14 protein-coding genes are annotated in these 14,531 nt (G+C 73.1%); 8 read left to right on the forward strand and 6 right to left on the reverse strand.

Annotation, left to right across the window (positions count from 1 at the left end):
* Positions 1-52: 52 nt before the first annotated feature.
* From OG389_RS33755 to OG389_RS33765, 3 genes are read right to left on the reverse strand one after another with little or no spacing between them, the layout of a single operon-like run.
* A complete protein-coding gene (locus OG389_RS33755; protein WP_328302728.1) occupies positions 53-892 on the reverse strand; it encodes a sugar phosphate isomerase/epimerase family protein in 840 nt (279 codons plus the stop codon).
* Entirely contained in the window at positions 889-2,046 is a 1,158-nt protein-coding gene (locus OG389_RS33760) for a dihydrodipicolinate synthase family protein (RefSeq protein WP_328302730.1), read from the reverse strand. Before OG389_RS33760 ends, OG389_RS33755 begins: the two co-directional genes overlap by 4 nt.
* Positions 2,043-3,167: a Gfo/Idh/MocA family protein gene (locus OG389_RS33765; protein WP_443059485.1), complete on the reverse strand. Its 1,125-nt coding sequence runs from the start codon at positions 3,165-3,167 to the stop codon at positions 2,043-2,045. The genes OG389_RS33760 and OG389_RS33765 overlap by 4 nt, the downstream gene beginning before the upstream one ends.
* A 267-nt stretch (positions 3,168-3,434) precedes the next feature.
* Here OG389_RS33765 and OG389_RS33770 point away from each other — a divergent pair, with 267 nt between their 5' ends.
* The 4 genes from OG389_RS33770 (at position 3,435) to OG389_RS33785 (ending at position 6,867) form a co-directional block, all read left to right on the forward strand.
* Positions 3,435-4,550 carry a LacI family DNA-binding transcriptional regulator gene (locus OG389_RS33770; RefSeq protein WP_328302732.1) on the forward strand — a complete coding sequence of 372 codons (1,116 nt, stop codon included), beginning with the start codon at positions 3,435-3,437 and terminating at the stop codon, positions 4,548-4,550.
* Complete coding sequence (locus tag OG389_RS33775) at positions 4,547-5,341, forward strand: sugar phosphate isomerase/epimerase family protein (RefSeq protein WP_328302734.1); 795 nt, start codon at positions 4,547-4,549, stop codon at positions 5,339-5,341. The genes OG389_RS33770 and OG389_RS33775 overlap by 4 nt, the downstream gene beginning before the upstream one ends.
* A 199-nt stretch (positions 5,342-5,540) precedes the next feature.
* Positions 5,541-6,191 (forward strand): TetR/AcrR family transcriptional regulator, encoded by a 651-nt coding sequence (locus OG389_RS33780; protein ID WP_328302736.1) that lies wholly within the window; start codon positions 5,541-5,543, stop codon positions 6,189-6,191.
* Positions 6,192-6,423: 232 nt separating this feature from the next.
* Positions 6,424-6,867, forward strand: coding sequence for a PaaI family thioesterase (locus OG389_RS33785; RefSeq protein WP_328302738.1), 444 nt, complete (start codon positions 6,424-6,426; stop codon positions 6,865-6,867).
* Positions 6,868-6,887: 20 nt separating this feature from the next.
* On the opposite strand, the gene OG389_RS33790 is transcribed toward OG389_RS33785, so the two are convergent.
* Together OG389_RS33790 and OG389_RS33795 are read right to left on the reverse strand one after the other, a co-directional pair.
* Positions 6,888-7,880 (reverse strand): hydroxyacid dehydrogenase, encoded by a 993-nt coding sequence (locus OG389_RS33790; RefSeq protein WP_328304296.1) that lies wholly within the window; start codon positions 7,878-7,880, stop codon positions 6,888-6,890.
* A gap of 498 nt (positions 7,881-8,378) precedes the next feature.
* Positions 8,379-9,560 (reverse strand): substrate-binding domain-containing protein, encoded by a 1,182-nt coding sequence (locus OG389_RS33795; RefSeq protein ID WP_328302740.1) that lies wholly within the window; start codon positions 9,558-9,560, stop codon positions 8,379-8,381.
* Between the two features lie 243 nt (positions 9,561-9,803).
* Between OG389_RS33795 and OG389_RS33800 the strand changes: the two genes are divergently transcribed.
* The 4 genes from OG389_RS33800 (at position 9,804) to OG389_RS33815 (ending at position 13,956) form a co-directional block, all read left to right on the forward strand.
* A complete protein-coding gene (locus OG389_RS33800; protein ID WP_328302742.1) occupies positions 9,804-11,594 on the forward strand; it encodes a glycoside hydrolase family 35 protein in 1,791 nt (596 codons plus the stop codon).
* 45 nt (positions 11,595-11,639) lie between these two features.
* Positions 11,640-11,798: a hypothetical protein gene (locus OG389_RS33805; RefSeq protein ID WP_328302744.1), complete on the forward strand. Its 159-nt coding sequence runs from the start codon at positions 11,640-11,642 to the stop codon at positions 11,796-11,798.
* A 248-nt stretch (positions 11,799-12,046) separates the two neighbouring features.
* Entirely contained in the window at positions 12,047-12,994 is a 948-nt protein-coding gene (locus tag OG389_RS33810; protein WP_328302746.1) for an aldo/keto reductase, read from the forward strand.
* Positions 12,991-13,956, forward strand: coding sequence for a D-2-hydroxyacid dehydrogenase family protein (locus OG389_RS33815; protein WP_328302748.1), 966 nt, complete (start codon positions 12,991-12,993; stop codon positions 13,954-13,956). The genes OG389_RS33810 and OG389_RS33815 overlap by 4 nt, the downstream gene beginning before the upstream one ends.
* 13 nt (positions 13,957-13,969) lie before the next feature.
* Here the strand turns inward: OG389_RS33815 and OG389_RS33820 are convergent, their stop codons facing one another.
* On the reverse strand, positions 13,970-14,503 hold the full coding sequence (locus OG389_RS33820) for a carbonic anhydrase (protein ID WP_328302750.1): 534 nt from the start codon (positions 14,501-14,503) through the stop codon (positions 13,970-13,972).
* Positions 14,504-14,531 lie beyond the last annotated feature (28 nt).

Here is a 14,531-nt window from a genome sequence, read left to right on the forward strand (position 1 = left end):
TCTCCTTTGACTGAAACGCTCCGGCCCCCGGGGTGTCTGCCCCCCAGCTACCTCACGTGACGTGCTCGCGATAGCGGTCGATCACCTCCCGGAGCACCTCCCCACCGTCCCGGGCCCACAGCCCCGGATTGAAGATCTCCACCTCCACCGGCCCCCGGTACCCGGCGGCGTCGGTCAGTTCACGGAAGGCCCGCAGGTCGATCGAGCCGTCGCCCAGCTGGCCCCGGCCCAGCAGCACGCCCTCCGGGAGCGGGGTCACCCAGTCGGCCACCTGGACCGACACGATCCGCCCGGTCTCGCCGGCCCGCCGCACCTCGGAAGGGAGCCGCTCGTCCCACCACAGGTGGTAGGAGTCGACGACCACGCCCACCTGCTCCGCCGGGAACCGCTCGGCGATGTCCAGGGCCTGCCCCAGGGTGGAGACCACACAGCGGTCCGCCGCGTACATCGGGTGGAGCGGCTCGATCCCCAGGCGCACCCCGTGCGCGGCGGCGTACGGAACCAGATCGCCCAGGATGCCGACGATGCGCTCCCTGGCTCCGCGCAGGTCCCGGTCCCCTGCCGGCAGCCCGCCCGAGACCAGGACCAGAGTGTCGGCGCCCAGCTCGGCGGCCTCCTCCACGGCCCGGCGGTTGTCTTCCAGAGCAGCTCCCCTTCCCACCGGGTCGGCGGCCGTGAAGAAGCCGCCCCGGCACAGCGAGCTGACCCGCAGGCCGGCCCCGGCGACCAGCTTCGCCGTCTCCCGCACCCCGAACCGCCGCACCGGATCGCGCCACAGCCCGACCGCGGACACTCCGGCCGCCGTGCAGCCGGCGACCAGCTCCGGCAGCGACCACTGCCGGATCGTCTCCTGGTTCAGGCTGAACCGGTCCGGCGCCGGTGCCGGGCTCACGAGGTCACCCCGTGCAGGGCCAGAAGCTGTCGCATCCGGGACTCGGCGAGCTCCGGGTCCGGGAACAGGCCCAGGTCGTCGGCCAGTTCGTACGCGGTCGAGAGATGGGGGAGGGAGCGGGCCGAGTGCAGTCCGCCCACCATCGAGAAGTGCCCCTGGTGCCCCGCCAGCCAGGCCAGGAACACGACCCCCGTCTTGTAGTAGCGGATGGGCGGCGCGAACAGGTGCCGGGACAGCGCCACCGTCGGATCGAGCAGCTCCCGGAATCCCACCGGGTCGTCCTGGTCGAGGGCGATCGCGGCCCGCGCCGCGATCGGCGCGATCGGATCGAAGATGCCCAGAAGGGCGTCGCTGGCCAGCTCCCCGTCCCCGGCGATCAGTTCCGGATAGTGGTAGTCGTCGCCGGTGTAGCAGCGCACTCCCGCCGGCAGCCGGCGCCGGATCCCCACCTCGCGCCCCGCGTCGAGCAGCGAGACCTTGATCCCGTCGACCTTCCCGGGATACTCCGAAATGATCTTCAGGAAGACGTCCGTGGCCTCGTCGAGGTCCTCGTGGCCCCAGTAGCCCTCCAGCGCGGGGTCGAACATCGGCCCCAGCCAGTGCAGGACGACCGGCCGGGAACTCTGCCGCAGCAGCTGCCCGTACACCTCCAGGTAGTCCTCCGGGCCGCGCGCCGCCGCGGCCAGGGCCCGCGAGGCCATCAGCACCGCCGGTGCCCCGCAGGCCTCCACGTGCGCCAGCTGTTCCTCGTAGGCCGCGGTGACGGCGGCCAGGGAATGCGTGGTGTGCGGAGCCAGCTGATCCGTACCCGCTCCGCAGACGATCCGGCCGTCCACCGAACGGGCCTCGGCGGCCGACCGGCGGATCAGGTCCGCCGCGGCCGGCCAGTCCAGTCCCATCCCGCGCTGAGCCGTGTCCATGGCCTCGGCGACCCCGAGGCCCTGGGACCACAGCCGGTGCCGGAAGGCCAGCGTGCTCTGCCAGTCGATCACCGGCTCCGCCTCGGACGAGGCGAACAGCGGGTCGGCGACCACGTGCGCGGCTGAATAGAAGGTGCGGCTGCGGGCCGGGCCGAAGGTCAGCGGCGCCAGCGGGGCGGTGACTGGGGAGTGGGTGCGGAACCCGCCGTCCACCGACGGAAGTCGGATGCTCACAGCGCCACCTCCGGTACCACGAGCCGCCGACCCTCGGCCGAGGAGCGGAGCCCGAGATCGGCGAGCTGCACGCCGCGGGCCCCGGCCAGCAGGTCCCACTGCCAGGGCTCGTCCAGGACGACGTGGCGCAGGAACAGCTCCCACTGGGCCTTGAAGCCGTTGTCGGCGGGGCTGTTGTCCGGAACCTCCTGCCACTGGTCGCGGAACCGCTCGGTGAGCGGCAGATCCGGATTCCACACCGGCTTCGGCGTCGCCGCGCGGTGCTGGATCCGGCAGCCGCGCAGCCCCGCGACCGCAGAGCCGTGCGTCCCGTCCACCTGGAACTCCACCAGCTCGTCGCGGTTGACCCGGACCGCCCAGGAGGAGTTGATCTGCGCGACCGCACCACCCTCCAGCTCGAAGGTCCCGTACGCCGCGTCGTCCGCGGTGGACTCGTACGGCTTGCCCTCCTCGTCCCAGCGGCGGCCGATGTGGGTGCGCGTCAGCGCCTGGACCGTGCGGACCCGGCCGAACAGCTCGTGCAGCAGGTACTCCCAGTGCGGGAACATGTCGGCGACGATGCCGCCGCCGTCCTGCGTCCGGTAGTTCCACGAAGGGCGCTGGGCGGGCTGCCAGTCGCCCTCGAAGACCCAGTACCCGAACTCGCCGCGCACGGAGAGGATCTCGCCGAAGAAGCCGCCGTCGATGAGCCGCTTCAGCTTCAGCAGGCCCGGCAGGAACAGCTTGTCCTGGACCACTCCGTGCTTGATCCCGGCGGCGTCGGCCAGCCGGGCCAGCTCCAGGGAGGACTCGAAGGTGAGGGCGGTGGGCTTCTCGCAGTACACGTGCTTGCCGGCCGCTATGGCCTGCCGCACGGCCGCCTCGCGGGCGCTGGTGACCTGGGCGTCGAAGTAGATCTCGACCTCGGGGTCGGCCAGTACCGCCGACAGGTCCGTGCTCACGTGCTCCAGCCCGTGCTTCTCGGCGATGGCCCGCAGGGCCGCCTCGCGGCGCCCGATCAGCACCGGCTCCGGCCACAGCGCCGTGCCGTCGCCGAGGTCCAGCCCGCCCTGCTCGCGCAGTGCGAGCAGGGAGCGGACCAGGTGCTGGCGGTATCCCATCCGTCCGGTGACGCCGTTCATGGCGATCTTGATCGTCCTGCGCTCCACGGTGTCCCCCTCCTTTATCTCGTGCGGTGCCGCTCGTGCGGTCCTGCTCATGCGGTCCTGCTCATACGGTGTTGCGGGAAAGCAGGATAGAAAGCGCTTTCACTGCGATCAGGCTAGAGCCGCGCAACACGACGGCACAAGACTCGAACGGGTGATAGAAAGCGCTTTCTCAATCGGCGAGTATGGAGATCCACGCACCGGATGAGACGATGGCCCGGTACGGATCGGAAGGAGGGGGCAATGGCGGTCACACTCGCCGAAGTGGCGGTGCACGCGGGCGTATCGCCCGCCACGGTCTCGCGCGTGCTGAACGGCGGATACCCGGTGGCCGGCGCCACCCGTACCCGCGTGGAGCAAGCCGTCGAGGAGCTCGGGTACATCGCCAACGGTCCCGCGAGGGCACTCGCCGCCGCGACCTCGGACCTCGTCGGCGTCCTCGTCCACGACGTCGCCGACAGCTTCTTCGGGATCCTCGCCGGATCCCTGCAGAGCGCCCTCACCTCCGGTGGTCACGGCGACGCGCGCAGGCTCGCCGTCGTCTGCAACACCGAGGGAGCCCCGGCCGCCGAGCTGGACTACCTCGCCCTCCTGGAGGGCCAGCGGGCCGGCGGGGTCGTCCTGACCGGCGGCGCCGTGGAGGAACCGGAACACACCCGGGCGCTCACCGCCCGGCTCGCGCGCATCGCGGCCACCGGCGCCCCGGTCGTACTGTGCGGACGCCCGCCGCTGCCCATGTCCGCGGGACTTCCCGTCGCCACCGTCATGTTCGACGACCGGGGCGGCGCCTTCCGGCTCACCGAGCACCTGCTGACGCTCGGCCACCGGCACATCGCCTACGTCGCCGGGCCACCCGGCCTGAGCACCACCCGGGAGCGCCTCGCCGGACACCGGGACGCCCTGAGCCACCACGACCCCGAGCTGGCGGGGCACTGCGCCGCCCTCACCGTGCACGCGGGGTTCGAGCGCTCCGCCGGATACGACGCCACCCGTGAACTGCTGCGCCGGGGCACTCCCTTCACCGCCGTGGCCGCCGCCAACGACACCGTCGCCACCGGGGTGTCCGCCGCCCTGCGCGAGGCGGGCCTGCGGATACCCGAGGACGTCTCCGTCGCAGGCTTCGACGACCTGCCCGTCTGTATCGACACCGCGCCCACCCTCACCACCGTCCGGGTGCCGCTGCGCGAGGCGGGCGTGCTCGCCGCCCAGTACGTCACGGGTCGCAGGGCACTGCCCCCCGGCGGCATCACCACCCTGCCCGCCGAGCTGATGGTGCGCGCCTCCACGGCACCGCCGCCCGCCGGGCCGGGTGACGCCACGGCATGGCCGTTCGCCGTCACCGGAGGGCCCCGCCGGTGAGGTACGCCTTCTCCACCCTCGGACTTCCCGGCACCGCGCTGGAGCGAGCCGCGGGCCTCGCCGCGGCCCACGGCTACCAGGGCCTCGAACTGCGGGCCCATCCCGAGGAGCCCCTGCACCCCGGCAGTTCCGCCGCCGACCGAGCGGCCGGCCTGCGCACCCTGGCCTCGGCGGGCGTCACCGCCCTCGGGATCGCGGGGTACGCCCAGGTGGCCGCTCCCGGCCCCGACGAACCCGTGCTCACCGAAATCCAGGCCCTGGTCCGGCTCGCCGCCGATCTCGAAGCCCCCTACGTCCGGGTGTTCCCCGGCGGTGGTGAACTGCCCTCAGCGGCAGCCGATGCCCACGCGGTCCGCCGGCTCCGGGCGACCGCGCCCTTCGCCGAGCGGCACGGGGTGCGGATCCTGCTGGAGACCCACGACTCCCATCGCACCGGGACCGCGACGGCCCGCGTGCTCGACCGGGTCGCGCACCCGGGCGCGGGCGCACTGTGGGACGTACTGCACACCTGGCTCGGTGGCGAGTCACCAGCCGAGTCGGCCCGGGCTCTGGCCGCCTACCTGGGGTACACACAGGTCAAGGACGTGCGGTCCGCGCACGAGCTGACCCCGCTCGGGCTCGGTGCGGGAGCGCTGCCGCTCGCCGAGGCCGTGGCCCTCGTACCGGAACAGGGCTGGCTCTGCTGGGAGTACGAGAAGCGCTGGTACTCGGACGCCGCCGAACTGCCGGGGCAGCTCGCTCGGGGCCGGGAGCACCTGGAGGCCCTGGTCCGCGCGGCCTCGGCCCGGTAGGCGGAGGCGAGCCACACCGTTCGAGCAGCCGCGTCGGGTCGCGCCGGTCCGGGTCGTGCCACCGCGGTCGCGTCACCTTGCCAGCACCTTCGGAGTCCGATGGCCCGCCGGCCGGTTCCCCTCCGACGGCTGAACGCTCACCGCCACCCCTCTTGCATGTTCTATGCCATACCCCATAAGTTACCGCCAGGTAGCCCGCATGGCGGGCCGCATCGGCCTCGGGAAGGTGGTGGAGCGGGTGGGTCCGCGCAAGGGTGGCAGCCGTGACCGGATGATCCTCAGCGCTGCCGCCCTCCTGCCCGAGTACGGGGCGAGCGGGACAAGTATCGACCGGGTGCTCGCCCACAGCGGAGCCCCCCGGGGCTCGGTGTACCACCACTTCCCCGGCGGGCGGACGCAGCTCATCGACGAAGCGGTGGCGCTGGCGGGGGACTTCATCGCGGGTCTGACCGACGCCATGACGCGGGCGGACGATCCGGTGGAGGCCATCGACGCGTTCTTCGTGATGTGGCGAGACCGGCTCGTGGCGAGCGGATTCCGGGCCGGCTGCCCGATCGTGGCGGTGGCAGTGGAGACCAACGACGACGCACCACAGCTCGCCCGCTCCGCCGCCGAGATCTTCGCCCGCTGGCGCGAAGCCTTCGCGGCCCTGTTCGTCCGGCACGGCCTGACAGGGGAACGCAGCCGGAGGCTGGGTTCCTTCATCATCGCCGCGGTCGAAGGCGCGGTGATCATGAGCCGGGCCGAGCGGAGCGCCGCCCCGATCGAGGCGGCCGCCGCCGAGATCCACGACCTGCTCCGGTGCGCCCTGCGCGACCGCCCCCCGGCCGGATCCCCGCCCCGGCCGTAGCCCGCACCGCACCGCACTCGCTCCACTCCGCACGCGCTCCACTCCGCACTCGCTCCACTCCGCACGCGCTCCACTCCGCACTCGCTCCACTCCGCACGCGCTCCACTCCGCACGCGCTCGACTCCGCACCGCACTCGCTCCGCACCATGCGGGCGGCCGTCGGGATCCACGACCGCCCGCGACCAGGGCGTGCGGCCCTCCCACCCGCCGAACACCGCTAGGAGAAACGCCCGTGACCACCACCGACCTGTCCGCCCTGTCAGGCCTGGAACTGATGCGCTGGGTGCAGACCGAGCGCCCCGCCGACATCCCCTCCATCGGCCGACTGCTCGGCATGCGCTTCGACGAGGTCGAGCACGGCCGTATCGTCGTCTCCCTCGACACCCGACCCGACTTCGCCAACCCCCTCGGCACCGTCCACGGCGGCATCGCCGCCACCCTCCTCGACTCCGCCATGGGCTGCGCCGTCCACACCACCCTCCCCGCCGGCACCGGCTACACCACCCTCGAACTCAAGGTGAACTACATCCGGGCCGCCCGCACGGACGGACAGGTGCTCACCGCGGAGGGCAAGGTCATCCACGCGGGCCGACGCACCGCCACCGCGGAGGGCAAGGTGATGGACGACCAGGGCAAACTGATCGCCCACGCCACCACCACGTGCATGATCTTTTAACGGCCCGGCGCGTCTCCGGGTCAGGCCGAGTAGGGGAGCCGGGACCGGTCCACGGGGTGTTGGAAGGCGAGGCCCCGGGCGTAGCGCTCCAGTTCCTCGACGGCGGCCGCCGCCAGCCGGTCCAGCTCCCCGCCCAGCGAACCCGCCACATGAGGGGTGAGCAGCACGTTCGGCAGGTTGTAGAGCGGAGAGGCGGCGGGCAGTACCTCGGGCTCAGTGTGGTCGAGTACGGCGCACAGCCGGCCCGAGAGCAGCTCGGCGGTGAGCGCCGCGGTGTCGACGAGCGAACCGCGCGCGGTGTTCACCAGGGTGGCGCCGTCCGGCATGAGGGCCAGCCGGGAGGCGTCCAGCAGGCGGCGGGTCTGCGGCAGCTCGGGCGCGTGCAGGCTCACCACGTCGCTGCGGGACAGCAGTTCGTCCAGCGGGACGGCCTCGGCGCCCAGCCCGGCGAGCTCGGCCGGGTCCGTGTACGGATCGTGCACGAGCACCCGCAGGTCGAAGGGGCGCAGCAGTTCCAGTACGCGGCGGCCGATGAAGGAGGCGCCGACCAGGCCGACGGTGCGGCGGTAGTTGCCGACGGCGGGGTAGCGGCTCAGCAGGTCCATGGGGCCGCGGGCCGCCCGGTAGGCGTGTGCGGACTCCAGAACGCGCTTGTTGGAGAAGAGGATCGCGGCGAGCGTGTACTCCGCCACCGGCAGGGCGTTCACGGCGGCGGCGCTGGACACCAGCAGTCCGCGCTCCCAGCAGGCCGGAGTGACATGGTGTTTGACGCTGCCCGCGGCGTGCACGACGGCCCGGAGCCGCGGCATCAGAGCCAGCGCCCCGGCGTCCAGCGGAGGGCACCCCCACCCGGTGAACAGCACCTCTGCCGTGGCCAGCCGGCGCCGCAGGGCGTCCTCGGCGGAAGCGGAGCGGAAGTCGGTGACGAGCAGACCGGGATCCACGTCGGCGACCCGTACCAGCTCGGGCAGGATCCGGCCGCCGAGTACGGCATCCCGGGTACCGGGGCTCATGGCGAGGACGGTGACGGGCCGGCGGAGCACGGCGGAGGCCGGGAAGGCGGGGGAGGACCCGGGGCCCGGGGAGTCCACGGGGCCCGGGGAGTCCACGGGGCCCGGGGAGTCCGCGAGGCCCGGGGACTCCGGGGAAGGGGCGGCGGGGGAAGGGGAATCGGGGGAGGCGGGCGAAGTGGGGGAGGCCGGCGAATCGGGGTAGGCGGAGCGGGGAGAAGAGGAGGCGGGGTCGGTCACTTGACGGCTCCTGCGGTGAGATCCGAAGTCCTGCCAGGCGGCCCGCGGCGGTCGAGGCGGGGGTGAACAGGAAGGTGGTCACAAACCCCGGTCGCGGCTCCGGGAAGGGCACGTGGGTGGAGGCGGGCCGTCCCCGCGGGACGGGATGGGGCCCCGGAGCCGCCGCTCCCCAAAGAGGCGGCTCCAGGGCTGTTCAGGAGCCCCATCCTTGGCACACATGATCATGTAGTCAAGAGCGGGTCGGCGATTCGATCGAAACACTCATTCGGAGCCGAGCGCTCCGCCGCTCCCGGGTCGGACGACCAGCCTGGGCAGAAGTTCGAGATGCTGCCGCGTCCCCTCCCGCCCGCCATCGGCGCCCGCGCCCTCCAGCCGGTCGAGGAGCAGAGCGGCCGCCCTCTCCCCGACCTCGTGCTTGGCCGGGGCCACGGCCGTCAGCGGTACGTCGGCCAGCCCGGCCACCTCGTCGTCGTACGTGATCACCGCCAGGTCCTCCGGGACCCGCACGCCCCGCGCCTGGAGCCGCGGGATCAGCATGATCGCGTCCGTGTCGCTGTGGATCAGGGCGGCGGTCACCCCGCCCTCCGTCACCGCCGCGCACAAGTAGTCCAGCGTCCGCGCGAATGCCCCCGCCTCCGAGTCCGGCTCCGGCCCGGCGGCGGGCCACGGCGGCGCCGGTTCCAGCCCGAGCGCGCCCACGGCCGCCGCGAACCCGGCCCGCAGCCGCCCAGAGGTCGGAGTCTCCCGGCTGGCCAGCGCGATCCGCCGGTGCCCCAGCTCCGCCAGGTGCCGCACGGCCCGCGCCGCACCGTGGGCGTGGTCGGAGGCGACCCGGTCCAGGGCCGCGGCCGGGTGCCCGGGCGGAGCCCACCGTTCCACCAGGACCACCGGCACCGGCAGTTCCGCCGTCCACGCCCCCTCGCCGGGTCCGGGTGAACCGGCGTTCCAGTTCGGGGTCAGCAGCAGCCCGCCCGCTCCCGTGGACAGCAGCCGGTCCGCCTGCGTCCGGTCCTCGCCGGGCAGGTACCGGGTCAGCCCTACGGTGAGCCGTGCGCCCCGCGCTTCGACCGCCTCGCGAGCGCCCCGTACGACGTCGGCGTAGTAGTACTCGGTGGTCGGCACGACCATCCCGATCACCAGCCCGCCGCCGCGGGCCGGCGCGGCACCAGCGCCGCCACCCGCACGGTCCGCGCCGCCCACCCCCGTCCGCACCCCCGTCCGCACCCCGGTCGGAGGGACTCCGGCGGCCGGAGCGGCCTCCGGACCGCTGATCACCCCGTGCCTCCGCAGGATCTCGCCGCGCGCGGCCATCGCCTCGATGTCCCTGCGCAGGGTCACGGGGGAGATGCCCAGTTCCCGGGCGAGATCCGCCACGCGCACACTGCCCCGTGCCCGGACGAGTTCGAGCACCCGGGCCCGGCGCTGGTCCACATGTGGTCTCAAGGATCCTCCTCGGTCTCCCATCGCGGTGCTGCTCCATCGCGGTGCTGCTCCGCAACAGGGCCGCCCCACCGCGAGGCCGCCCCATCGCGCGGCCGCCCTCATCATAGAAGCCAGAGCCGATCGATTCGCTCGATTCGATCGAACCCGATCAGCTGGTCATTGACGGCGCGGACCACGTGTTCATATATTCGGCCACGTCCCGCACCTCACGGCAGCATCTCGACCTCTCCCGGGAGTCAGCACATGCTCACGCACGACCAGGACGGCTTCCGGCGCGCAGACCGCCCCCACCGCATCGTTTCGGGGGCGCTGCACTACTTCCGGGTCCACCCCGACCTGTGGGAGGACCGCCTCGTCAGGCTGCGTGCCCTGGGCGTCAACACCGTTGACACCTATGTCCCCTGGAACTTCCACGAGACCGCCCCGGGCAAGGCCGACTTCACCGGCTGGCGCGACCTCGGCCGTTTCCTGCGCACCGCCCAGGACCTCGGCCTCGACGTCATCGTCCGCCCCGGCCCGTACATCTGCGCCGAATGGGACTTCGGCGGCCTGCCCGCCCGCCTCCTCGCCGTCGAGGGCCTGCGGCTGCGCTGCTCCGACCCCCGGTTCGAGGCCGAGGTGGACGGCTGGTTCGACCTCGTCGTTCCCGAACTGCTGCCCCACCTCGCGAGCCGCGGCGGGCCCGTCGTCGCCGTCCAGATCGAGAACGAGTACGGCTCGTACGGCAATGACGCCCGCTACCGCGCCCACGTGGAGCGCGGTCTCCTCGAACGCGGCGTCGACTGCCTGCTGTTCACCGCCGACGGGCCGGAGGACGCCATGCTGCAGGGCGGCATGGTCCCGGGCCGGCTCGCCACCGCCACCTTCGGCGCCAAGCCCGCCGAACGCCTCGCCTCCCTGCGCCGCTACCAGCGGACCGGTCCGCTCACCGCGATGGAGTTCTGGATCGGCTGGTTCGACCACTGGGGCGAGGAGCACCACGTACGCCCCGTGCAGGACGCGGCGCAGGCGCTCGACGAACTCCTCGCCACCGGAGCCTCCGTCAACCTCTACATGGCCCACGGCGGCACCAACTTCGGCTACTGGGCCGGTGCCAACCACACCGGATCCCGTCCAGGTGACCCGGGCTACCAACCCACCGTCACCAGCTACGACTACGACGCCCCCATCGGCGAGGCCGGCGAACTGACCCCGAAGTTCCACGCGTTCCGCGAGGTCATAGGCCGGTACGTGCCGCTGCCGGACGGCCCGCTGCCCGAGCCGCGGCCGAGGATGACCCCGGCCCCCGCCGTCGCCGCAGGCACCGCTCCGCTCTTCGGGCACCTGGACCTCCTCGCCGGTCCGCCGCTGCTGCGCCCCGCGCCCGAGTCCATGGAGAAGCTCGGCCAGGACCACGGCCTGATCCACTACCGCACCACGATCACCGGACCGCGCGCCGCCATGCCCGTCAGGATCGACGGTCTGGGCGACCGCGCGTACGTCTTCGCCGACGGGGCGCCGCTGGGCATCCTGGACCGCAACGCCCCGGACGAAGGCCTGGACCTGCGCGTCGGCGAGACCGGAGTCGTCCTCGACCTCCTCGTCCGTGCCCAGGGCCGGGTCAACTACGGGCCGCTGATCGACGACCGCAAGGGCATCTCGCGGGCCGTGCGCCACGGCCACCAGCACCTCTTCGAGTGGGAGATCCGGCCCCTGCCCCTCGCGGACCTGACCCCCCTGATGTGGTCCGGGGACACCCCCGCACCGGGCGAGCCCGCCTTCCACCGCTTCACCCACACCCTCACCGAGGCCCCGGCCGACGGTTTCGTCGACCTCTCCGGCTGGGGCACGGGCCTGATCTGGCTGAACGGTTTCCTCCTGGGCCACTACGACACTCCGCGCGGCCCGCAGCGCACGCTGTACGCGCCCGCCCCGCTGTGGCGTGCCGGCGCGAACGAGATCGTCGTACTGGAACTGGAGCGGCCCGGAACGGAACTGCCCCTGAGCGACCGGCCCGACCTCGGCCGCCCCACGGTCGTCGACATCGACTACTGAGGAACGTGAGCGGGGATCACTCCCGCCGCGTCGCTGCGCGGTCCGATGGCTTGGAAGTGGGCTCGGCCGGCCGACGAGGTCCTCGACCGCTTCCGTGCCATGGACTTCGACCTGGAGACCGACCGACGAGGGCGCGACACCGTCGGCGCCGCCGTCACCCGGCCACCGGCGCAGGCATCCGCGAAGTCTTTTGCAACCGTGTGAACTTCTGCGCCACGGCCGAACCGCCCGGGGCGGCCGCGGCGAGCGCCCCCGACCTCGCGGTCTGCTCGGTGGACGAGGGCCGGGCCAAAGGGAAACGGCTCGCCGACCTCTTCCGAGGGCACGCGCCCGGGGGGCCGCCGGACCTCTTGCGCGCCCGCTCCGGCCCGGAGCGGGCGGCCCGGGGAGACCTAGACTGCCGTTCGGTCGATCACGATCACGTGCCGGACGAGTGCGGAGGAACGAAACGCATGCGCTATCTCCCCCTGGGAAATTCAGGTCTTCAGGTGTCCGCGATCGGGCTCGGCTGCAACAACTTCGGCGGCCGCCTCGACGCCCGGGCCACCCGCGAAGTCGTCGACGCCGCGCTCGACGCGGGCATCACCCTCCTCGACACCGCCGACATCTACGGCGGCAGCGGCGGCTCCGAAACCCACCTCGGCGAGGCCCTCAAGGGCCGCCGCGACCAGGTCGTGCTCGCCACCAAGTTCGGCTACGACGGCGTGGACATGGGCTACGGACCCGCCGCCGGCTCCCGCGGCGGGCGCGCCTACGTCCGGCGCGCCGTCGAGGAGTCCCTGACCCGTCTGCAAACCGACCACATCGACCTCTACCAGCTCCACAGCCCCGATCCGGCCGTACCCGTCGCAGAGACCCTCGCCGCGCTCAGCGAGCTCGTCACCGAAGGCAAGGTCCGCTACATCGGGCACTCCAACCTCACCGGCTGGCAGCTCGCCGAAGCCGCCCACGTGGCCCGCGAGACCGGCGCGGCACCCTTCGTATCGGCCCAGAACGAATGGTCGCTGCTCCAGCGGTCGGCGGAGCGCGAGCTCGTCCCGGCCGCCCTCCACTACGGCGTGGGGGTCCTCCCGTACTTCCCGCTGGCCAACGGCCTGCTGACCGGCAAGATCCGGCGCGGCGCGCCCGTGCCCGCCGGCTCCCGCCTCGAAGGCCGTGACGCCTACCTCACCGCCGAGCGCCTCGACGTCGTGGAGGCGCTCGCCGCGCTCGCCGACGAGCACGGCCGCACCGTTCTGGAACTCGCCATCGGCTGGCTCTCCGCCCAGCCCGCCTGTGCCTCCGTCATCGCGGGCGCCACCTCACCCGAGCAGGTGCGCGCCAACGCCGCCGTGGCCGACCGCCCCCTCGACGCCGGACTGCTGGCCGAAGTGGAAGCCGTGGCGGGGGCCGCCGCGTGACCGGAGTCCTGCGCTGCGCGGTCATCGACGACTACCAGTCGGCCGCCGCCGGATCCGCCGACTGGTCCTCCCTGGCCGGCCGCGTGGAGGTGGTCACCCACACCGACCACCTCACCGACGAGGACGCGCTCGCCGCCCGCCTCGCCGACTTCGACATCGTGGTCACCCTGCGCGAACGCGTGCCCTTCCCCGCCACCCTGCTGGAGCGCCTGCCGCGGCTCAGGCTGCTCATCGCCTCCGGCATGCGCAACTCGGTCATCGACTACGAGGCCGCCGCCCGCGCGGGCATCACCGTATGCGGCACCGGCAGCGCGAGCACCCCGCCGGTGGAGCACACCTGGGCCCTGCTGTTGGGCCTTGCCCGGGGGTTGGTACGGGAGAGCACGGGGCTCCGTACCGGCGGCCCCTGGCAGCAGACGCTCGGCGCCGATCTGCACGGCCGCCGCCTGGGCCTGCTCGGCCTCGGCAGGATCGGAGGCCGGGTCGCCCGGATCGGCCTCGCCTTCGGGATGGAGGTGACGGCCTGGAGCCAGAACCTCACCGCGGAACGCTGCCGGGAAGTGGGCGCGACCCGTGCCGCCTCGAAGGAGGAGCTCCTCGCCGGCAGCGACTTCGTCTCCGTCCACCTCGCCCTCGGCGAGCGCACCCGCGGCCTGATCGGCGCACCCGAACTGGCCCTGATGCGGCCGACCGCGTACCTCGTCAACACCTCCCGCGCCGCCGTCGTCGACCAGGACGCCCTGCTCGACGCGGTGGGCGCGGGCCGCATCGCGGGCGCGGGCCTCGACGTCTTCGACATCGAGCCGCTGCCCGCGGACCACCCGGTGCGCACGACCCCGGGCGTGCTGGCCACGCCGCACCTCGGCTATGTGACACGGGACAACTACGCCACCTACTACGGACACGCCGTCGAGGACATCCTCGCCTTCCTCGACGGGACACCGGTACGGGTCCTGCCGTAATCGCTGGCCGACCTCAGGTGGCGCTGACCGAGGGGGACGCCGAATCCGACGGGCTCCCCGAGCCACTGGGCGTACCGGTCGGCGACCCGCTCGCGCTCGCGGACGGGCTCTGCGAGGCACTCGGCGAAGCGCTGCCGGAGGAACTGGCCGAGGTACTGGCCGACGTACTGGCCGACGGGCTCGCGGAAGGGATCGCGGAAGGAGCCCCCGCCGGCGCGGCGGTGAGGAGCTCCACCTGGCCGGTGTCCAGCGAGTAGTAGGCGCCGACCACGGCCAGCGAGCCCTTCTCCACCATGGGTGCGAGGTACGCGTTCGCCCGGAGCTCGTCCGCCGTCACCTTGACCTGGTTGCGGATCATCGTGTCGACCGGGTCGGAGCCGGGGTCCTTGACCGTCAGGTCGTACGCCGGCACCAGCGCCTTCTGGATCGCCCGCAGGTCACCGGGGAGCGTCGTGCCGTCCCGCAGAGCCTTGTACGCGGCCTCGGGGGTGCTGGGCCGGGGCTCCGGCGCGGGCCGGTCGGACGGCAGGCGCGAGCGCGTGCCCACGAGTCGGCCCCCGACGGCCGAACGGGCC

Source organism: Streptomyces sp. NBC_00435 (assembly GCF_036014235.1).
Classification (GTDB): Bacteria; Actinomycetota; Actinomycetes; order Streptomycetales; family Streptomycetaceae; genus Streptomyces.